The following is a 20,671-nucleotide window of genomic DNA, read 5'->3' on the forward strand; positions in this document are numbered from 1 at the left end:
TGTTGCCGACAAGGATAAAGCGCCGGCTCGGGGAGAGAAAGCGCTAATCGCAAGATGGATTCTTTCGGATTTGGTAACAGTGCGACGCACTACCGCATATCTCATGTGGGAGCGGGCTTGCTCGCGAAAGCGGTGTATCAGTCACCGGATAGATTGACTGAAACACCGCTTTCGCGAGCAAGCCCGCACGGTTAATCAGTGTCTGTTAGAAGGTCGTGCGCAAGCCCACCTGCACACTGCGCCCCGGCGCCGGCGCAATATCGCGCAGGATCGAGCTGGCATAACGTACGGTCTGGTTGGTCAGGTTCTCGCCGTTGACGAACGCCAGCCATTGGCTGCCGCCCAGGTTGAAGCGATAACCGGCGCTGGCGCCCAGGGTGGTGTAGCCGTCGGTCCCGCTTTCGTTGCGCGGTACACGGCCCTGGCCGGCAGCGTGCTCGACATCAATGCGCGCCTGCCAGCGGTCCAGTTCCCACAACAAACCACTGTTCAAACGCAGTGGGGCGATGCGCGGCAAGGCTTCGCCGGTATCCAGGTTGGTGGCGCGGGTGTAGTCGCCCGACAGTTCCAGGGCGAACTTGCCGTAGGCCCCTTCGCTGAGTTTCCAGTGATCCTGGGCTTCGAAGCCGACGAAACGCGCGCGCACGCCGGAGTAGGTGTATTCCGGGATGCCATCGGCGTCTTCTTCGCCCTCGTCATTCAAGGTGCGGCCGCTGTTCAGCAAGCCAATGTAGTTGGAGAAGTGGCTGTAGAACACACCGAAGCTGCCCTTATGGGTGCCATTGTCAAAGCGCAGGGCCAGGTCGCTGGCCACGGCCTTTTCCTTCGACAGCTTGGCATCACCCACTTCATAGGTACCGGTGGCGACGTGGGCGCCGTTGGCATACAGCTCGTAGAAAGTCGGCGCGCGCTCGGTGTAGCCCAGGGTCGCGGCCAGCGACCAGATGGGCGTCAGCGTATACACCGCGCCCGACGACAGGCTGCCCGCAGTGAAGCTGCTGGAGCGGTTGGCCTTGGCGAAACGCTCGTTGCCTTTGCCGTCCGGGTCGACGGTGGTGTGCTCCAGGCGTGCACCCAGGCTCAGTTTCAGGCGTTCGCTGGCCTGCATTTCTTCGAGGATAAACAGCGCGCCGGCATTGGTATCGGTCTGCGGTACGAACGCTTCCTCGCCCAAGGCGGAGAATTCGCTACGGCTGACCTGGGCACCGACGATGCCATCGAAAGGCCCCATCGGCTGGTGGCGCGCTTCGATGCGTGCTTCATAGCCTTTGTTCTTGAAGGTGGTGCCGGTTTCGCCACCTTCGATTTCGCGGTGTTCGTAATCGGTGTAGCCGGCGTCGAGTTTGACCGAGGTAAACGGGCCTTGCAGGTTGCGAATCTCCGATGCGAACGCGTAATGCTCCTGCTGCATGCGGATGCGTACATCCTGTTCGGCGGGGGAGCCGTAGTTGCTGTCGGAGTTGCTGTAGGACAGCCCGGCATAACCGTCGTCCCAAGTGTAGGAACCGCCCACCGCGCCGCCGTCCTGGCGTCCGTCGCTGTTGCCCAGGCGGCCGTTTTTGCCGGGGCCATTCTCGCTTTGGGGGGCGTGGCGGCTGCGGGCGTAACCGGGGATTTTCAGGTCGTTGAATTCCCGCGCGCTGGCATCCAGGTGCAGGGCGAAGGTGCCGTTGCCGGCTTCCAGTTTGCCGGCGCTGCTGCGGGTGGTGTCGGCGCCGCCGTAGCGCAGTTCACCGGCACCGTGGATGCCTTCGATGGCTTCGGTGGGGATGCGATTGTCGAAGGTGTTGACCACGCCGCCAATGGCGCTGCCGCCGTAGAGCAGGGCAGCCGGGCCGCGCACGATCTCGATGCGCTCGACGTTGACCGGGTCCAGCGGCACCGCATGGTCATAGGACAGCGACGAGGCATCCAGCGCGCCGACGCCATTGCGCAGGATGCGGATGCGGTCGCCATCCTGGCCACGGATGATCGGGCGGCTGGCGCCAGGGCCGAAGTACGACGACGACACCCCTGGCTGCTTGTTCAGGGTTTCGCCCAGGCTGCCTTTTTGTTGCAGGGTCAGGTCATCGCCTTCCAGCACCGTCGTGGGCGAGGCCAGTTGCTGGCTGCCCAGGGGGTTGCCGGTGATGACTTGGGGTTGCAGTTCCAGGGCGTGGGCCTGGGAGCCGATCAACAGGGCAGCCGCCAGCGGGGTCAGGCGCCAGAGAGGGGAGAGGGACATCGGGAGGTTCCTTGGTCGAGCAGAGAGTTGGATACTTATAGTTACAATATAACATCTCTTTTCTGGCCGTGGAGTGGAACTTTTCACAAGCCTTGTAGGAGCGAGCTTGCTCGCGAAAAACTTCAGGACGCCGCGTTAAACCTGATGCCCCGCTTCAGCGTTGACGATTTTCGCGAGCAAGCTCGCTTCTACAGGGGGGCGGGGGTGGGGCTACAATCAAGGTCGTGCTTCCACCGGCCTGGCACCTCGGCTAAGGTGCGCGGCTTCTTCTTCATTTACTTGGCAAAGGCCCGGCATGACCGCACCGAACAACAACCCACTGCACGGCGTTACCCTCGAACAGGTGCTCACCGCGCTGGTGGCGCACTACGAATGGCAAGGCCTTGCCGAGCGCATCGACATCCGCTGCTTCAAGAACGACCCGAGCATCAAGTCGAGCCTGACGTTCTTGCGCAAGACGCCATGGGCGCGGGAAAAGGTCGAAGGGTTGTACGTCAAGTTGATGCGCACCAAACGCCCCCAGGAATGAGGGCATATGTGGCAGGGGCAGCGCTGGCCGGTTGGGCGGGCCTGACGATCCAGCTGTACCTGATTGGCTATTCGCGCTGGATGGCCGATGCCAGCCTGTTGGGCGGCCTGGTGAACTTCTTCAGCTTTTTTACCGTGCTGACCAACACCCTGGCCGCTGTGGTGTTGAGTTATGCACTGGTGAATCGCTCTTCGGCCGCACGCCGATTTTTCCTGCGCCCGGCGGTCAGCAGCGGTATTGCGGTGAGCATTGTCGTGGTGGGCCTGGCGTATAGCTTGCTGTTGCGGCATTTGTGGAGCCCCGAGGGCTGGCAGTTTATCGCCGACGAATTGCTGCACGATGTGATGCCGTTGCTGTTCCTGGGCTACTGGTGGTTCTGTGTGCCCAAGGGCGCGCTGCGGCTCAGGCACGTCGGGTACTGGGTGATTTACCCGTTGGTGTACTTCGCTTATGTACTGCTGCGCGGGCACGCCCTGGGGCAATACCAGTACCCGTTCATTGATGTAGGGACGCTGGGTTATCCACAGGTGTTCATGAATGCCGGGGGCATCCTGTTGGGGTTTGTGTTGGTGGCATTGGCGCTAGTGGGTCTGGACAAGATCCTGAAGCCGGCAGCGTAAAACTGTGGGAGCAGGCAAGCCAGCTCCCACAAGGGTTACTTCTCTTCGCTGCTGCCGTCGGCACGCCAGTAACCCACGGCCTTGACGAACTCATCGTTGAGCTTGTGCTCGTCGAGCAGCACCCGGCGTACCTGGCGCGACAGCTTGGTCTCGGTGGCGACCCAGGCATACAACGAGCCTTCTGGTACTTGCAGGTCGCGTACGGTGCCGAGCAACTCATCCTGGCCACGCACCACCCAGTTCACCTGCACATCGGCTGCGCTGTCGAGTGCCTGCTTTTCATGCTCATCGGCAATCTCGATCACCACCAGCGCCTTGCGCCCTGCCGGCAGTTCTTCCAGGCGGCGGGCAATGGCCGGGATGGCGGTTTCGTCGCCCACCAGCAGGTAGCTGTCGAAGATGTCCGGCACGATCATCGACCCGCGGGGGCCGGCAATGTGCAGGTGCTGGCCGGGCTTGGCCTGTTCGGCCCAGGTGCAAGCTGGGCCGTCACCGTGCAGCACAAAGTCGATATCCAACTCGCCGCGGCTCAGGTCGATCCGACGCGGGGTGTAGTCGCGCATCGCCGGTTGTGGCCCCTCGCCCTTGACACTGAATGTCGGGCTTTCCAGTGCCGCCTGCTCGGCAGCGTTCTGTGCGAACAGCAGCTTGATATGGTCATCGCTACCCAGGCTGACGAACCCCGCCAACTGCTCGCCACCCAGGGTGATACGACGCATGCGCGGGGTGATGTCGACCACGCGCAGCACCTCCAGGCGCCGGCGTTTGATCTCGTGGCTCACACGGTGAATGACAGGCGTACTCATAGGGTTTTCCCCTGTACAGGTGGGACGGCCGGGCCGTCCACAATGGCTTGGGCGGTGCTGTTGAGCAGCGCCGCGACGCGGGTGATTTCTTCCGGGCTCCAGCGCCCGTGGTGCAACTGCAAGGCATGGCGCAGGTTGTGCACTGCCTCGTGGATTTGCGGCGGTCGGTCGTGGCCGCGCAATGAGCGTTTGCTGACATCAATGCGCATGCGCACACCGTCCAGCGCAATGGCTTGCTCACTTAAGAACAGACGTCCGGCGTCGGTGATTGTGTAGCGTTTTTTTCCACCCTGGGCGTCGCCGGTGATCAGTTCGCTTTCTTCAAGGAAGGTCAGGGTGGGGTAGATCACCCCAGGGCTGGGGCTGTAGGCGCCATCGAACAGGCCTTCGATCTGACGGATCAGGTCGTAGCCATGGCACGGCTGTTCGGCGATCAACGCCGGTAGCAACAGCTTCAGGTCGCCGGGTGCGAAGACCCGTGGGCCTCGACCACCGCGTTCGCGGCCTGGGCGTTTTTCGAAGCCGTCGCGGTCGTCACCGGGTTCACGGTGGGAATGAGGGTCTCTCATTGTCATGCTCTCTGCTGTGTGGTTTAGACATAACGTAAGATATATCTTAGATTCCAGCCAGAGGCAGGTGACCAACGGTCATCCGTGGGCGGGCGAGCCGTGCGCCAAGTTAATTTATTCCCCATAAGTTGCGCTTCATAACTAGTATTAGAGTCAAAGCTCAAACTTTAGTGGGTGGCGTTGCACCTCTGCTTAGTTAGTTTTGTGGTACTGTTCTTACGGACTTTTCATTGTTCGTTTGCTGTAACCATTCATGTAGTCCTTATCCTACGGAAAAAATTAAAGTTTTGGCAAAGTGCCATATTTTTCCGCATCGACCTGTATCTATTGGCTACGGCAGTGTGGGAACTGCCTTGCATATCTGTTTTTAAAGTTAGTGGATCATCTGCTTCGCGTTGCAATCACTTAAGTTTCATCGCGACGACTCTCATTGTTTGTTGGATCTGATTCTCAACTTTCAGTGGGTCACTAACTTGTCCGGAAAACAGGAAATCACCATGTTCAAGAAGTTCGCAATTGCTGCCCCTCTGGCCCTTCTGGCGCTGAATTCGTCGATGGCATTCGCCGCCGGTGAAGCCAACCACACCGTCAACATCAAGGCGAATATCCCGACAACCGTGTTCCACGCGCAGCCACGTGACCCTAACTTCGGCCGCGATGAAACCATGAGCTACAACATTGTCAGCGGTGAGCTGGCGCCGTTGACCGCCGTCTACGACGTGAAAAACACCAACGGCTCGGTCCACGCCTACATCGAAGGCGGCCCGGCCGTGCTGTTCAACGGCAACGTTGCACAGAACATTGCGCTGACCACCAGCTTTAACGGTGTAGAGATGACCGGCACCCCTAAAGAAGTCGTCACCGAAGCGGACTCCACCCCAGGCGTCGCTGCTGAACTGCGCATCGTGGCAGCCAAGCCTTCGGCAACCCAGCGCGGTGCCTACACCACCACTGTGCCGTTGGTGTTCGACGCGGTGCTGCCAACGACACCTTGATGGTGTAGGTGCCCGCCGGGCTTTTACGCCCGCGGGCATTGGCGTTCGGGCCGGCTGATTCTCCCCGTAGGCCGGCCTGGTTTTTTGTTTTGTCTCTTGGCCCTCAGAGTATTCCTTTCATGTTCCCGATGACGCTCATCGCGGTTGCGCTTGCGCTAGTGATTTGTACGAGTGCCTTGGCCGCGCCCACGCCAGGTATCGTCACGCCCGCCAGTCTGTTGACCCAGGCCCAGGGTTTGCCTGCCGGGTTCAGCGATCATTTCTTCGATGTGCCGCTGGCGGTACAGGTTGAACTGGACCAGCAACCCCTGGGGGAGGCGCTGATTGTCCTGTCGCAGGACGAACGTGTGACGTTGCTGGAATTCACCGACACCGGCGACAGCAAAGTCCCGGCGGCCACCCGCGACATCTGGCAAGCGGTGCTGGCCAGCGGCGTTGCTCTTGGCGCGTGCACCCAGTCTTGCCCACAGCAACTGGTGTCCACCCACTACAACCTTGAAAGCTCGCTGCTGTCGATCATCACCCAGAACGTCGAACACGCCGGCGACGCTCCGCGCTATCACGCACAGCCCGAAGGCGGCAGCCGTGGCTTGATTATCAACAACCAGCTCAACCTCAACGGCGGCGAGGATGAAGACCTGGGCGGGCGTTATGGTCTGCAGGCCAGTGCCAGCCTGGGCAACTGGACCCAAGTGTTCAATTTGCAACTGGCGCGCCAGAGTGGCGATGAAGAACAACTGCGCCACGCGATTCACGAGCTCTACACCCAACGTGAACTGGAAGGTCGCTTTTTGCGCCTGGGCCATTTCACACCCAACTCCGATGGCCTGACCCGTCAGTTGCGCAGCTTTGGCGCCAGCCCCGATACGGCGCTGGGTGTCATGTACGGCAGCTCCGACAGCCTGGCGATCAACAACACCAAGGCCAGTGTCTATCCGATCTACGTCACCGCCAATCGCCAGGCCGCCGTGGAGATTTACCGCAATGGCCTGCTAGTCAACACCCAGGCGGTGGCGGCAGGCTTGCAGACCCTGGACACGCGACCGTTGCCCGGCGGCATCTACGAAGTCGAAGTGCGCCTGGTGGAAGATGGCCTGACCGTCAGCACCACCCAGGAGTTGGTCTACAAACCCAGCAACTGGCGCAACGCGGAAGACCGCTGGCGCTACAACGTGTTTGCCGGGCGCGAAACCAAGTTGTTCAGCAATTGGGACGAACAGGCGTCCGGCGCGGTTACTGCCGGCGCCTCGCTCAACTACCTGGTACACCCACGGGTGATCCTCGGCCTGTCAGCGCGCGAAGTGCGCGACCAACTGCAATACGGCGGCTCGGCAGACTGGACGGTGGCCAACAACACCAGCCTTTTCGCCAACCTCTACCAGACCCGTGAACACGGCACTGGCATGGACTTGCAGGGGCTCTATACCTTTGGGGCCACCAACCTGGTGTTCAGCCATAACCGCAGTTGGCTCGACACCCGTGACACCTATGAAACCCTGCCGGACGGCACGCGTCTGCGGCGCAATACCTTTGTCGGCCAGGCCAGCAACTCGGCGCTCTCGGTCAACCACCGGGTCGACGCAAGAAATTCCTGGAACCTGCGCCTGTCCCACAGCGAGGGCAACGTCGAAGGCACCGGGCTGGACCTGGGCTGGAGCCGGCGCGATACCTTGTGGGGCAGCGACGCCAACTGGCGGTTCTCGGTGTTCGATCGACCGGGCACTTCTGGCACCGGCGATCAGCGCAATCGTGGCGTGGACCTCTCCGTGAGCCTGGCCTTGGGCGGCGATGGCCGGCAGATTTCCGGCAGCATCGGTACCCGTACCGACCGCGACGGTGGCCGCGATAACAATGCCTCGGTCACCTACCGCCAGGACCTCACCGAGCACCTGCTGCAAAGCGTCTCGGCCACGGCGATCACCGACACCTACGGCGTCGGCCTGTCGGGCATGGCCAGCTTTGACAGTGATGTCGTCAGCGGTGATGGCTTCGTCCAACGCAGCTCGTTCAACGGCAACCTCAGCGGTGGCCTGAACCTGCACAGCACCTTCGTTGCCGGTGGCGACCAGATGCTGATGACCAGCCAGTACCAGACCAATGGCGCGGGCATGATCGTCGACGTCGAGACTGACCTCGATGAGATCACCTTGCGTGCCGACGACTTCAGCGGTGGCGGCGCCATCCTGCGGCCCGGGCGCAACTTTGTGCCGGTGGCCGCCTACAAGAGCAGCACGGTGAACTTCGACTTCGAAAACACCACGCCGATCAGCTCGATTTGTGCGGCGCATATTCCCACCCAGTGCCGGGCGTTGGGGATTTTCAGCCTCAGGGACAACGACCTCAGGGCGGACTCCAACCAACCCATCCTGGCCAACCACGAGGATGAGCGTAAAGGCTTCATGGTCAAGGTGCCTTCGGACTGGCGTGACCTGCAAGTGACCCACACTGCCACCGGGGAAACCGAGACCGTGCAACTACGCATCGCGAGCATCGGTTCGACGTGGTACATACCCCGGCCGCCAGGCGTATCGACCTGGGCCAAACCTGGATTCAGTTGGCAGGGCCAATGGCTTAATCCACCAGGCGGCTGTCGACGGACCGGCCATCTTGCTGCCGGGGTTTCTGCCGCGTCCTGGTTCTGGCTGACACCTGAAGGGGTGGGCGCTTGCGCTCGTCAACCTTCCCATGACCTGAGCTATATGCGGATCGCCACTCTGGAATACGCCTATGAACTCAGGACGCCAAACCCATTGACCATGTCGGGTGGCCAGTACCACGGCAGCATCACCTACACCATGGGCCCGGGTGGCGATTACGACTTTGGCGACGTTTTGGTCACCAATAAAAATGCGCTCACCTTCAACTTCATCCTGAGCGTGGAACACGACCTCAAGGTTGATATCCCCCCTGGCGGCAACCGTATCGAGCTGATCCCCGAGGGCGGCTGGCAAGCCTGGCTCAACCGTGGGCGTGCGCCGACCCGGCTGTACCGCGACCAGACCTTCCGCATCGCCGCCAGTTCGCGTTTCAAAATGCAGCTGGAGTGCTCGATCGTGATGGGCAACACCTGCGGCCTGCGCAACGCCAATGGCGATGAAGTGCCGTTGCAGATCGCCGTGACACTGCCCAGCGGCATCGATGGGCGTGGCAACCAGGCCGTGCAAAAACGCCCCTTGCGCCTGGACGGTGACGGCACCGACCTGTTCCAGCCGTTGTTCTACGTCAACGACCGTCCCGGCACCCTGCATTTTGAAGTCCTGCGGGACGACATGGCCGGCATGCTCAACCAGCCGGGCAGCACTTACTCGGGCGTGGCGACCGTGATCTGGGATTCCGAGATTTAGTCTCGCCGCACCACCGGCGGGCCTGGCCCGCCGCATTCAATCAATGAGGCGTAGTAAACATGAAACAAGCAGCGTTATGGATCGGGTTGTGCCTGATTTCCCTCACCGCCCAGGCCGGGCCGCTGATCAATGTGGGGGTGGTGTATGACTACCTCGAAGGCGATCGCAGCTCCTACCTCAAGCGTGTATTCAATGGTGGCACCAGCACCGCGTTCATCAAGGTCAATGTGCTGGAAATCATCTACAACGCCGACGGCACCACCCGCGAAGTACCGGTGGCTTCGATGACCGACGACAAGGGCGCCACCACCAGCCGCGACGGCCTGATGGCCAGCCCGTCGCGCCTGATCGTCCCGGTAAACGGCCGCCAGGGCACGCGCCTGTTGTACATGGGCCCGCGCGACAAGGAGCGCTATTTCCGCGTGCGCTTTATCCCCGTGGTTCCGGAAAAAGACGACAACTTCGGCATCACCGAAGAAGATCGCGCCGACTACAAGGACCACCTCGCTGCCGGGATCAACGTGATGGCCGGCTACGGCACGGTGTTTTTCGTGCGCCCCAAAGACACGCGGTTTGATACGCAGATCAGCGACACCACCGATCAATACCAACTGCGCAACGCCGGCAACAGCACCGTGGTGCTCGATGAGTTTCATGATTGCTCGGTGACCGACGCCACCGACTGCGTGCCTACCACCAAGCACCACATCCTGCCGGAGCGGCAATTGAAGTTCGAGAAAAAACCGGGCCGGCGCTACAGCTTTGTGTTGGTGGAAGGGTTGGATAAAAAACCGATGAAGGTCGAGAAAAGTAACGGGTGATGATGATGTCCAAGCAACTGACAAGACTCGGTGTACTGGCGGCTTGCATGCTGGCAGCAACCCACACCGCGGCAATCCAGGAGCGCCACTCATTCGATGTTTCGGTGACCATCCCGGTGCATGAGGCCTATGTACTGCCGTCCGAGTCGGACTGGATGGGCCAGGACCAACTATTGGCCTGGAACCTGGTGACCGAGCAACTGGGCAGGCTGCGCAAGAACTTCGACGTGAAAAACCTCAACGGCGGGGTCGCGGCCCGCCTGGGGGTCGAGCCGTACCTGTACAACGGGCGTAACCGCATCGACCTGCAGGTGCAATTCAACCGGGTAGCCCTGACCCTGGACCCGATAGAAGTGGTCAACGCCAACGACGCCCGCGCCGGCCGCCGCGCCGAACTGGACATCGCCGCGATAAAACCCGATGACGGATATCGCGGCGGCGAGTACTACGGCACAGTGCACCTGGTGTTCGACTTCCTGGCACCCTGAATGTGGCCGCGGGCTTAAATAAAGCGACGTGTGGCGAGCGGGCTTGCCCCGCGCTGGGTGGCGAAGCCGCCCCAAAGCCTGCTGGCGCGGTGTGCCTGAAATATCTACGGCGGTTGGAGTGGGGCTGCTGCGCAGCCCAGCGCGGGGCAAGCCCGCTCGCCACAGGAAGTCTGCGGGCCACAAAAGTTCTGTAGTGCTGCTGCCTCCGGCTGCGAAGTCTCCAAAAAATCCTGACCTGCTGCCCCCCCATCCCTGTGGCGAGCGGGCTTGCCCCGCGCTGGGTGGCGAAGCCGCCCCAAAGCCTGCTGGCGCGGTGTGCCTGAAATATCTACGGCGGTTGGAGTGGGGCTGCTGCGCAGCCCAGCGCGGGGCAAGCCCGCTCGCCACAAGAAGTCTGCGGGCCACAAAAGTCCTGTGGTGCTGCTGCCTCCGGCTGCGAAGTCTCCAAAAAATCCTGACCTGCTGCCCCCCATCCCTGTGGCGAGCGGGCTTGCCCCGCGCTGGGTGGCGAAGCCGCCCAAAACCCTGCTGGCGCGGTGTGCCTGAAATATCTACGGCGGTTGGAGTGGGGCTGCTGCGCAGCCCAGCGCGGGGCAAGCCTGCTCGCCACAAGAAGTCTGCGGGCTACAAAAGTCCTGTGGTGCTGCTGCCTCCGGCTGCGAAGTCTCCAAAAAATCCTGACCTGCTGCCCCCGTCCCTGTGGCGAGCGGGCTTGCCCCGCGCTGGGTGGCGAAGCCGCCCCAAACCCTGCTGGCGCGGTGTGCCTGAAATATCTACGGTGTTTGGAGTGGGGCTGCTGCGCAGCCCAGCGCGGGGCAAGCCCGCTCGCCACAAGAAGCCTGCGGGCTACAAAAGTCCTGTGGTGCTGCTGCCTCCGGCTGCGAAGTCTCCAAAAAATCCTGACCTGCTGCCCCCCATCCCTGTGGCGAGCGGGCTTGCCCCGCGCTGGGTGGCGAAGCCGCCCCAAACCCTGCTGGCGCGGTGTGCCTGAAGTATCTACGGCGGTTGGAGTGGGGCTGCTGCGCAGCCCCGCGCGGGGCAAGCCCGCTCGCCACAAGAAGCCTGCGGGCTACAAAAGTCCTGTGGTGCTGCTGCCTCCGGCTGCGAAGTCTCCAAAAAGTCCTGACCTGCTGCCCCCGTCCCTGTGGCGAGCGGGCTTGCCCCGCGCTGGGTGGCGAAGCCGCCCCAAACCCTGCTGGCGCGGTGTGCCTGAAATATCTACGGCGGTTGGAGTGGGGCGGCTTCGCCACCCAGCGCGGGGCAAGCCCGCTCGCCACAGGAAGCCCGCTCGCCACAACAGGCCGGCAGGCCAGGACACGCGCTGATTGTCCGCTCAGTGCTAAGTAAACTGGATTAAAGCCTGGCGGGTCAGGCGGCGGGCAAGTTCGTTGTAGTCATTTTGGATGCGCTCGTAAAAACCCAGCACGGTGCTGTCTGGCAATGGTTGTTCGGTAAGTACCACGCTGTGTGGGATAACCAGTTCGTCGGCCAGGGCCACCAGTTGCTCGCGCACGTGTGTCTTGGCCTCGGCCGTCAGTTGGCCTGCGGACCATTGTTGGTGCAGTTCCAGCAGGTCCTGCAGTTGGCTGCCGGCCTTTTCCCGCAGTTCGTCCTGGGTGTTGAAGGCTTGGAGATGGGCGTCGTGCAGGTAGTCGTTCCAGAACGGTTGCTCCAGTACCCCGTTGACCAGCCCGTCACCTTGCTGCAACTGGCGAATCGCACGTGCGGCTTTGTCGAGATGGGCCTGGGTCACCCTGGCGGTGTTGCGGTAGACCATGTGTTCGGACACCCACGGCAGGTGCAGGCGTGTCTTGAGTCCGGTCTGGTAGGCGAGGTAGACCTGCACGTCATCCACCTGGCCTTCACCGCTGCCAAAGGTTTGCCCCAGGCCGCCTTCGCTGACCGGGGTGACGCGGTGCAGGACTTCTTCGCGCGCCAGTCGGTTGACCTGGTCCAGGCGCCAGGATTGCCTGGCCAGGTTCACCAGGCGGCTCTCGCGTTGGAGCAGTGCCTGCGGGGAGTTATCCTTGAGAATGTGTTCGAGCATAGTCTCGACGCCCATGCGATTGAATACATGCGCGCCGGCATCCGCGCAATTGACCGGTGTCGCGGCCAGGCTGAACATCCGCTCGCGAAACTGCGGGTTCTCATCCATCGCAAACAGCAACTGCCAGACCCGTATGGCCAGGTCTTCCCGGCCTTCGCGAAACAATTGCGCATCTATCTCGGTCTGGAATTCCACTGGTGGGCGCAACAGTTTGAGGAGGTCGAAAACTCCCTGGGAGCCATGCTCTTTTTCAACGTCGTCCCAGACCTTGATGGCCACGTCGCGCTCGTTGCCGTCCAGGCCGGATAGCCAATACTGCCGCTCGCTCGCACTGCTGCGTGGCGCCGTGCGATAGGGGTCGAAACCAAACGCCCGGCGGTAGCTGACAAAACGGTTTTCATCCTCGGGTTCGAGCTTGCCACGGTCCAGCCAACTGCCGGCGACGATGCGCGCACCCACCGAGTCTTCGGCGAATTGCGGCACGCTGCTGACCTCAGTGTGGGTCAGGTCCAGTTCGGGGATCGCCAGTCGGGGGCTGTCCAGGCCGACTGGCCATTGGGTGATACCGGTTCGGCGCAGGGCCAGTCGACGCAGTTCAGGCATCAGGCTGATGTCCGGTGGCACTTTCAGCTGGTTGTGCCCCTCCAGGTTCAAGGAGCGCAACTGCCACAGCCGTTTGAGCACCTCGTAGTCATAGCGCACCCACCTGATCGGGTTATGGCCCAGGTTCAGCGCGCTCAGGTGCTTCAGGTCGGTCAGTTGAGGGGGCAGGCCGGTCAGTTCGTTGTGGGACAGGTCCACGACACGCGCGCTGGGGAAGTTGTGCAGAAAGCCCATTTCCTGATCCTGCAGGCGCGTACCACTCAGGTTCAGGCGGGTGACATGGCTGAAGTCGGCCCGCAATGGTTCCATGTGGTGTATGTAGTGCCCCAGTACCAGCTCACTCAAGTCCAGCAGGGTGCCGCGCGCGCGGGGTTGCGTTGGCAACATGCTCTGGTAGGCGCCATCCTCCCAGCAGGTGCGCAACTCCTTGAGGATCATCTTGCGCATCAACAGTTCGTTTTCCGCGAGCACGCTGCCTGCCGGGCCGAGGGTTCGGCGTTTGCGAATGTAGTGCAGGTCTTCGAGCAGCAGCAGGTGGTCGGCTTGCAGCTTGACCAGCAATTGCTTACCCGCTGGGGTTTGGAGAAAGGGCGCGACCTGCGCGATCTCCTCTTCGTTGAGCGAGGGGCACAGTGTGCTCAGGGTTTCTCTGAACGTCGGCGTTTGCACCGGCCGGCGGCGAAACAAGCGGCGGAAGGCTTCGAAGCCGGGCTTTTGCAGCAGGCGTTGAGTGACGCCCTCGTCGGCCCGGCGTCGGCTGGGTGCTTCCAATACCGTACGGCGTGCGGCCAGGGGTTCAAGTTGCTCCTTGAGCCAGGCCCTGAATAGCTCGCCCTGGCCTGGCCGGTAGCCGAGCGCGTCAGCGGGGAGCACACGCAACAGGGCTTCGTAGAAACTGTACTGCGCCACGTCCGGTGCACCGTGGATCTGGTAGCGTCCCTGGCTTTGGTACAACAGGATTTTCTGCGTGCCGGCGTCAGTCGGGCCGACCTGACAACGCAAGGGGCCATCGGCCGATTGCCTATGGATGGCGATATTCAGGTCGCCCAGCGAGTCGCTGTTCAAGCGCACGATATTCAAGGCCATGCGCTCGGTATCCGGCGTCAGTAAGGCGTCGTCGTACAGGCCTTCGCTGGCGTGGCTGGCGCGTACTTCGTTGGCCAGTTCCCGGGCGAGGTTTTTCAGGCGCAGGGGGATGCGCTGCTCGCTGCTCATCACCTCCAGCTCCCCGGGCGAGGTGCGCAGCAGCAACAGGCTCACCAGATCGCTGGGCAGGTGCGGGAATTGCTGTTGAATCAGTTGGCCGTGGGGCGTGTCGAGCACTTCGCGGGTGCTATAGAGGTGGTTGAAAATCGTGGTCTTCTGCGGCACCAGGCGCTCGGCCAGTTGCCCGCGCAAGGCCTCGATCTGCCCGGATCGCGTGTCGGGCACCGGCGAGGGCAGTAGCGCCTTGAGTTCTGCCTCGCTGAGAAACGCCACGACGTGCTCGGGCAACTTGCCGGCCCGGACATCGTGATGGCTGATTTTCAGGGTGTTGGCGTGTGTGGCGTCGGTGGCTCCGTAGCGCATGGCATAGCCGCTCAAATCGTTATTGATAAACACATCGATGGCTTTGTCTGAGGGCCAGCCGGCCAGCTCGCTGATGGTTTGCACTGACCAATTGGTCGGCAGATCAGGCATGGCACCGGTGCGCATCTGCTGCGGTGCCTGCTCGACTTGCCGGTGCAGGCGGCGGCGCTTGAGGCTGTCGGCCAGCAGGGGCGGCGGCGGTTCGCGGTGGGCGTACATCATGCGCAAGGCGCCGTCGTGGGTGCCGCTGGTTTCACAGGCCTGCTCCAGCTCTGCGGGCGTGAGGCCCTGCGCCAAGGGGCCCAGGCGAGCGCGCAAGGTCTCACGGTCCCAGCTATGCGGGTCTTCTGCCTCATGCAGCCAGGCGCCATGGTCGTTGTGGTCGAGTTTCGGTGCATAGGCGTGCGGCCGGCTCGGGTGCTTGATCCGATACGTGTCGGCGGTGGGGTCGTGTTCGACCACATAGTGCCGGCCCTCCAGGCGCAGGATGATGGTGTCGCCCTGGGCATGCAGGCCCAGGGCATCGGGCTGTGCGTCGCTGTGCAGTTGCAGGTCGTTGCGTGCGTAAGGCGTCAGGTCCGGGTTCCATAGGCGGGGTTGCCCGTCGACGTTGATCGGATGCAAGCCGTCGACAAACGACGAGCGCTTGAAGGCACTGCCAAGGCCTGCGCCGGCGGCGAAGGTGGCCAGTTGCACGACATCGGTGGCCACGCTGACAAGGTGGTCGGCCGCTTCGCGAAATTGCCCTTCAGCCAGGTCTACCAGGCCTTCGATGGCATCGCTGCTCAGTTGATAGGCGGTATAGGCCAGCATCAACTCACCGAGGAACGGCACGAAGGGTGTGATGACCAGCAGGGCGATGTTGAAAATATCCGCGACGATTTTTGTCAGGTTGTCCCACCAGGCCCAGCGCTGGTGGCTGTCGGCGTCGGTGGTGGCGACGGCAATCGTGCGCCCATCATTGAGAATCTTGTTCAGGGCTTGCTGATAGAGGTGCTCCCACAGATCACCGTCGATACGCACCGCCGAAAACTGCAGGCGGGGATTGTCCAGCGGCGTTTCGCGCCATTGCGGGCGCGGGTCCAGGGGCGATGCTTCATGCCACTGCACCCGGCACAAACGCTGATCCAGCCCGGCAAAGAAATGCCCGCGCAGCCCATGGTCGACAAACTGGCTGAAGAACTGCTGGTAAGTCTGCTGCCCCCGTGAGGGGATCGGCGCGTTGGCTTGCAGTTTGCGCGTCAGGTCGCGCATGAAGGCCAGGCTGGAGTCGTATTCCTTGACCGGGCTTTCGGGATCATGGGGGATATAGGCGATCAGTTTTGACACGCTGGATACCCGGTCCAGGTCTGCGGCAATCAGCAGGATCCCGGTCAGTGGCGCATCCAGAATGTGCAATTGGTAGAACTGCAACACCCCGCGCTCATCGCGCAATGCGCGCATCAATACCCCGTAGGCCGCCCGCCCCAGGTCTGGAACCTGTTGGTCATTGGTTTTCAGCGCCGCCAGTTGCGCGGCGGCTTTGAGGGCGGCTTTTTGGCTGGTGATGATGCTGTGCTTGAGTGCGGCGCGGGCGGCGGGATCGCTGGGCAGCAGGTGGTCTTGCAAATGCTGCTGATAGCGGGCGCCAAGGTCCAGTTCTCGGCACAGCGCCTTGAACTGCTGGATGGACATTTTGGGGTGCAGGGGTTTGAGGGTGAAGTGGCCCCGGTAGTCGGGTTGAGAGATGTAGCAGGAGTCGTCTTCAAAGGTTTCGCTCGCGGCAAAATTATGCAGCGCCGCATCCAGCAGTGACACTTTGCGGCTGGTCACGCCAGGGACAATAGTGAGTGCGTACCAGGGCAATTTTTTGGGGATATACAGGTTGAGGAACGTACTTTTGACGTCGACGTTCAGGTGGTATTTGTCGTAGATGGCCTGCTTCAACAACGGCTCGGCAAACGCATACACGTCTTGCACTTCGCGCAGTTGGCGATCCACCGCGTTTTGCGCGCGCCAGCCTTCGGCATTGGTGCGCTGCAGCACTTGATGTTGGCTGGGCGAGGCGCTGGCGTACCAGGCCGGTCGGGACAGCTCGGCGCTGCCCAATGGGCTGACCCTGGCCAAGGTGGCGGTGGTAAGCCAGTCGGGGATGAGCTGTGTTAGCCGTTCATAGTGGGGCCCTTTATAGAGTGTCGTAGGCGATTGGGCAGGAGTGGGCAGTTCGGGCATGCAGTAACGCTCGCTAGATGGTTTTAAGCATTAGCGTATCTGCTGAAGTTCAGAACAAAAGTTCAAAATCCTGGGGATGATTCGCGGTTCAAGTGCGGCAAAAGTTCATTATTCAAATGCATGACTGAGATAACTAACACCCGGTTGCGGAGCCTGCGTGTATTCAACCGAAGTGGATGCCGGGGCCTGGCACAACGTGTGTGCGCCCGGTTGCAGGTAAGGGCTGAGGATCGGTGCCATCCCCTTGAGCACCTGGACCGGTAGCGCAGAGGTGAAGGTGAAGTTTTGCGCTGAACTGCCGGGGACAAAGGCCGTTAGCGTGCCGAAGTGCTGGTCGCCGATATAGAACACGAAAGTCGCAGTACGGTTGATCGACTTGGAACTGAGAATACGGCCGCCGGCACCCACGGCCTCGATACGGTTGTCGCCGGTGCCGGTCTTGCCGCCCATGGTCAGGGGCGTGCCATCGGCGAGTTTGAAACTACCCGCCACGCGTTTGGCTGTGCCGGCGTCCACCACTTGCGACAGCGCGGCGCGCAGGGCCGTGGCCACCGCACTGGGCATCACCCGTTTGCCGCGGTCCGGGTCGTTGACCACGCGGGTGTCGTAGGGCGTGGCGGCGGCAAAGTGCAGGCTGTCGATGCGCAGCGGCGGCTGGCGCACGCCATCGTTGAGGATGGTGCCCACCAGCTCCGCCAGCGCTGCCGGACGGTCCCCTGAACTGCCGATGGCGGTGGCCAGGGACGGCACTAGGTGGTCGAAGGGGTAGCCGACCTGCTGCCAGCGCTGGTGAATGTCCAGGAACGCTTCAATCTCCAGCATGGTGCGGATCCGACTGTCGCGGGCGCTCTTGTGCCGGCTCTTGAACAGCCAGCTGTAGACTTCCTGGCGCTCATGTTCGCTGGCGGCGACGGCCTGGGAGAACGTCGCGTCGGGGTGGTTGAGCAGGTAGCCCAACAGCCATAGGTCCAGCGGGTGGACCTTGGCGATATAGCCCTGGTCGGGCAGGTCATAGGCCCCGGGGCCGTAGTTGATATAGAGCGTGTCGAGGCGCGCATCGGTGAGTTTTTCGGCGCTTTTGGTCGCCGGCAGGTGGGCCCGGACGAAGCTGTTGAAACTCTGCTGACTGGCCTGCGGCAACAGGTAGCGATGCACGGCGGCCAGGCGCATGGCGGTGGGGTGCATGCTGTCGAGAAAGGTGTCGAGACGGGCCTGGGTGTCTTTGTTGCGGTACTTTTTCCAGAAGCGCAGCAGGAACGTGGTGCCCTCGCGGTCGGCAAAACGAGCCAGGTATTCCTGACGACGCGGGTCGCTGTCGTCCTTGAGCAACTCGGCGCTGTTGTTGGGCCCCTGGTAGGTGCTGTAGCGCACCAGGTCACGCATCAGGCGGATGAACGGCAGGTTGATCGACTCGCGCAGGGCATCGCGCAGGGTCGGGTTGCGGCCGTTGTCTTCATTGCGAAAGTTATGGAAGCGATGCAAGCCGCCCCCAGTAAAAAAAGCTTCGCCGGGGCTGGCCGAGTATTGCCGGTCGAGGGCCGCATCAAGCATGTTCGCCAGGCTGTGGTCGTTGTGCTGTATCAGGTAATCCACGGCCCAGCGGGTCAGGCGATCCTGGTCGTTGACCTCGATTTTTTTCAGCGCGGCGGGTGGTTGGCCGGCATAGCGCTCATGCAATTCGCTGATCATCTGCAGGTAGGTGGTCAGCACCCGCAGCTTGGCGGTAGAGCCCAGTTCCAGCTTGCTGCCCTCGTTGATATCGAAGGGTTGGTCGGTGCTGTCGGTCTGCACCCGCACCCGCGCGCCGTCGGCGGTCATCTCGTAGAGGTTGAAGCTATAGCGCACCTGGGCGGTGCTGGTGGGCGTCAACAGGCGCGGACCGAGCAGCCCCAATTGCGCGGCAAACGCCGGGTCTGCCAGGCGCTTGAGGTAGTCGGTGGCCTGGGTTTGCAGCTCGCTTTGCAGGGTGCTGGTGGCGGCCAGGTCCAGCCTATCCAGATCGTACAGCGGACGGTTGAGCAGGGCGGCCAGGCGGCTGCGCACCACGCTGATACCTTTGTTGGTTTCGATGGTTTGGATTGTCGGCTGTTGCTGCCAGTCGCGGTAAGTCACCTTGCTCGCCAGGGCGGCGTTGATCAGTGTCGGTTCGATCTCGCCACTTTGCCCCAGCAGGCGCAGGTGACTGTCGGTAAGGCTGGCCAGCTCATCGCGGCCTTTGGACAGGTAATGGGACGGGCGGCGCTGGGCGATCATCAGCGACAACACCTCGCGCAGGGCCAAGCCTTTTTGTGCCAGGGTTTTTGCATCGTTGCCCGCCAGCAGGGCGTTGGTCTGGTTGAAGTCGGCGCCGTACCAGACCCGCAGGCCTTCGGCGATGCCATGCACTTCACCATGCCCGGGAACGGCGGACAGCGGCACGCTGTTGAGGTAATCGCGCACGATATTTTGCCGCGCGGCCAGGGTTTGTGGACCGCCCTGGTAGGTGCGCACGCTGGCGGAAATCATCTGGCGGATCTTCTCGCCGCCGGAGAGGGTCAGCCCATCGGGGGAGTGACGATACTTTTCCAATTGCGTGGCCAGGGTACTGCCACCTGCGGTCTGGCCGGGAAGGTGCAGCAGCTTGGCCAGCTGCGACCACGCGGCCTTGGCAAAACGCGGCCAGTCCACGGCGGGGTTGGCCTGGGGTTGGGCGGGGTCCAGCAGGTCGCGGTTTTCAATAAACAGAAGACTGCTGACGATCACCGGGGGAATGGCGCTGAAGCTTGGATAGAACTGTTGTGGATAGTTGAACTGGTACAGCGGTTGCGCACGGCAGTCGCTGATCGACAAGCCGGCCTGAATCTTTTCGGCATAGGGTACGAACAGGCCATGGCGGGTGTAGTCCAGCAAGTCCTGGGAAAAGTGGGCCTGGCTCTGAATCAGGTAATTGCGCTGCCGCAGGCGCGGCAGGAAATCACCCAGTGCGCTGTAGCCCAGGCGTTTGTCGAAGGGGCCGTCTCCTGGGTACACAATGGCGTCGCTGGGCCCCGGTTGCACGGTGTACACCAGCGTGGCCGCGACACGGCTGAACTCCCGGGCCTGCCATTTGGAACTGCGCACCTCCCGCGAGGCGGCATACGCCAGAGCGACCAGCCCCACCACCAGCAAAAGCCAGAACCAGCGCCATCCGCGCCTGCGTCTACGGGGAATTTGTGGCAATGACTGATCGTCCGGACTGTCGGTGGGTTGCGCAGCGGTGGTCGAACCGGTTTGCCATAACGCGCCCATAGTCGATTGATCCATTCACGCAGATTGATCGGACTTGCCTGAAGCTTAGACGCTGGTTGGCGGGTAGGCAGAATTTGTATGTGGTCGTGGAGGGCGCCGCCCCAGAACCTTGTGCGGTGTGTCTGGAGAAACTGGGGTGGGTTTGTTGGGGCTGCTGCGCAGCCCAGCGCGGGGCAAGCCCGCTCGCCACAACGGGCGCTCCGGCACAGAAGGCAGGCTGGCGCGGTAAATGTGGAGAGGGGGCTTGTCCCCCGTTGGGTGGCGAAGCCGCCCCAAAACCTGCTTGCTCGGTGTGTCTGGAGAAACTGGGGTGGGTTTGTTGGGGCTGCTGCGCAGCCCAGCGCGGGGCAAGCCCGCTCGCCACAACAAGCCCGCTTGCCACGACGGGCGCTCTGGCCGCAGTCGGGGGGCTGGCGCGGTAAATGTGGAGAGGGGGCTTGTCCCCCGTTGGGTGGCGAAGCCGCCCCAAAACCTGCTTGCTCGGTGTGCCTGGAGAAACTGGGGTGGGTTTGTTGGGGCTGCTGCGCAGCCCAGCGCGGGGCAAGCCCGCTCGCCACAACAAGCCTGCTTGCCACAAC

Annotated in this window: 10 protein-coding genes and 1 pseudogene; 6 read left to right on the plus strand and 5 right to left on the minus strand. The window is 62.2% G+C overall.

Translation table 11 applies throughout. The annotated features are described in order from the left end of the window. Positions 1-205 precede the first annotated feature (205 nt). A complete protein-coding gene (locus tag HKK57_RS15355; protein ID WP_169390372.1) occupies positions 206-2,224 on the minus strand; it encodes a TonB-dependent receptor in 2,019 nt (672 codons plus the stop codon). Between the two features lie 295 nt (positions 2,225-2,519). On the opposite strand from HKK57_RS15355, the gene HKK57_RS15360 reads away from it, so the two are divergent. Then, positions 2,520-2,753, plus strand: coding sequence for a VF530 family DNA-binding protein (locus tag HKK57_RS15360; RefSeq protein ID WP_029297450.1), 234 nt, complete (start codon positions 2,520-2,522; stop codon positions 2,751-2,753). Then, positions 2,750-3,373: a Pr6Pr family membrane protein gene (locus HKK57_RS15365; protein ID WP_169390373.1), complete on the plus strand. Its 624-nt coding sequence runs from the start codon at positions 2,750-2,752 to the stop codon at positions 3,371-3,373. The genes HKK57_RS15360 and HKK57_RS15365 overlap by 4 nt, the downstream gene beginning before the upstream one ends. Positions 3,374-3,408: 35 nt before the next feature. Here the strand turns inward: HKK57_RS15365 and HKK57_RS15370 are convergent, their stop codons facing one another. Both HKK57_RS15370 and HKK57_RS15375 read right to left on the minus strand, forming a co-directional pair. Next, a complete protein-coding gene (locus tag HKK57_RS15370) occupies positions 3,409-4,179 on the minus strand; it encodes a siderophore-interacting protein (RefSeq protein ID WP_169390374.1) in 771 nt (256 codons plus the stop codon). Continuing rightward, positions 4,176-4,748 carry a PadR family transcriptional regulator gene (locus tag HKK57_RS15375; RefSeq protein WP_029297447.1) on the minus strand — a complete coding sequence of 191 codons (573 nt, stop codon included), beginning with the start codon at positions 4,746-4,748 and terminating at the stop codon, positions 4,176-4,178. The genes HKK57_RS15370 and HKK57_RS15375 overlap by 4 nt, the downstream gene beginning before the upstream one ends. A 497-nt stretch (positions 4,749-5,245) precedes the next feature. Between HKK57_RS15375 and HKK57_RS15380 the strand changes: the two genes are divergently transcribed. The 4 genes and pseudogenes from HKK57_RS15380 to HKK57_RS15395 all read left to right on the plus strand — a co-directional run bounded on the left by HKK57_RS15380 (position 5,246) and on the right by HKK57_RS15395 (position 10,396). Beyond that, the gene (locus HKK57_RS15380) at positions 5,246-5,743 is read left to right on the plus strand and encodes a CS1 type fimbrial major subunit (RefSeq protein WP_169390375.1); all 498 of its coding nucleotides are present in this window, start codon (positions 5,246-5,248) and stop codon (positions 5,741-5,743) included. A gap of 119 nt (positions 5,744-5,862) precedes the next feature. After that, positions 5,863-8,007: pseudogene (locus tag HKK57_RS15385) on the plus strand (TcfC E-set like domain-containing protein); the annotation flags it as partial. Between the two features lie 1,139 nt (positions 8,008-9,146). Continuing rightward, positions 9,147-9,908, plus strand: coding sequence for a molecular chaperone (locus tag HKK57_RS15390; protein ID WP_154906668.1), 762 nt, complete (start codon positions 9,147-9,149; stop codon positions 9,906-9,908). A gap of 5 nt (positions 9,909-9,913) precedes the next feature. Continuing rightward, positions 9,914-10,396, plus strand: coding sequence for a CS1 type fimbrial major subunit (locus HKK57_RS15395; RefSeq protein WP_029297441.1), 483 nt, complete (start codon positions 9,914-9,916; stop codon positions 10,394-10,396). 1,339 nt (positions 10,397-11,735) lie between these two features. On the opposite strand, the gene HKK57_RS15400 is transcribed toward HKK57_RS15395, so the two are convergent. Together HKK57_RS15400 and HKK57_RS15405 are read right to left on the minus strand one after the other, a co-directional pair. Further along, the gene (locus tag HKK57_RS15400; protein ID WP_169390377.1) at positions 11,736-16,826 is read right to left on the minus strand and encodes an NEL-type E3 ubiquitin ligase domain-containing protein; all 5,091 of its coding nucleotides are present in this window, start codon (positions 16,824-16,826) and stop codon (positions 11,736-11,738) included. Between the two features lie 108 nt (positions 16,827-16,934). Beyond that, positions 16,935-20,093 (minus strand): transglycosylase domain-containing protein, encoded by a 3,159-nt coding sequence (locus tag HKK57_RS15405; protein WP_169390378.1) that lies wholly within the window; start codon positions 20,091-20,093, stop codon positions 16,935-16,937. Positions 20,094-20,671 lie beyond the last annotated feature (578 nt).

Source organism: Pseudomonas sp. ADAK21, from assembly GCF_012935735.1.
GTDB classification, from domain to species: domain Bacteria; phylum Pseudomonadota; class Gammaproteobacteria; order Pseudomonadales; family Pseudomonadaceae; genus Aquipseudomonas; species Aquipseudomonas proteolytica.

What these genes read in the sequence shown, in the direction of transcription:
- HKK57_RS15395 (WP_029297441.1), top strand. Translation starts at nt 9,914, where the DNA reads ATGTCCAAGCAACTGACAAGACTCGGTGTACTGGCGGCTTGCATGCTG.
- HKK57_RS15390 (WP_154906668.1), top strand. Translation starts at nt 9,147, where the DNA reads ATGAAACAAGCAGCGTTATGGATCGGGTTGTGCCTGATTTCCCTCACC.
- HKK57_RS15365 (WP_169390373.1), top strand. Translation starts at nt 2,750, where the DNA reads ATGAGGGCATATGTGGCAGGGGCAGCGCTGGCCGGTTGGGCGGGCCTG.
- HKK57_RS15380 (WP_169390375.1), top strand. Translation starts at nt 5,246, where the DNA reads ATGTTCAAGAAGTTCGCAATTGCTGCCCCTCTGGCCCTTCTGGCGCTG.
- HKK57_RS15360 (WP_029297450.1), top strand. Translation starts at nt 2,520, where the DNA reads ATGACCGCACCGAACAACAACCCACTGCACGGCGTTACCCTCGAACAG.
- HKK57_RS15400 (WP_169390377.1), bottom strand. Translation starts at nt 16,826, where the DNA reads ATGCCCGAACTGCCCACTCCTGCCCAATCGCCTACGACACTCTATAAA.
- HKK57_RS15375 (WP_029297447.1), bottom strand. Translation starts at nt 4,748, where the DNA reads ATGAGAGACCCTCATTCCCACCGTGAACCCGGTGACGACCGCGACGGC.
- HKK57_RS15370 (WP_169390374.1), bottom strand. Translation starts at nt 4,179, where the DNA reads ATGAGTACGCCTGTCATTCACCGTGTGAGCCACGAGATCAAACGCCGG.
- HKK57_RS15405 (WP_169390378.1), bottom strand. Translation starts at nt 20,093, where the DNA reads ATGGGCGCGTTATGGCAAACCGGTTCGACCACCGCTGCGCAACCCACC.
- HKK57_RS15355 (WP_169390372.1), bottom strand. Translation starts at nt 2,224, where the DNA reads ATGTCCCTCTCCCCTCTCTGGCGCCTGACCCCGCTGGCGGCTGCCCTG.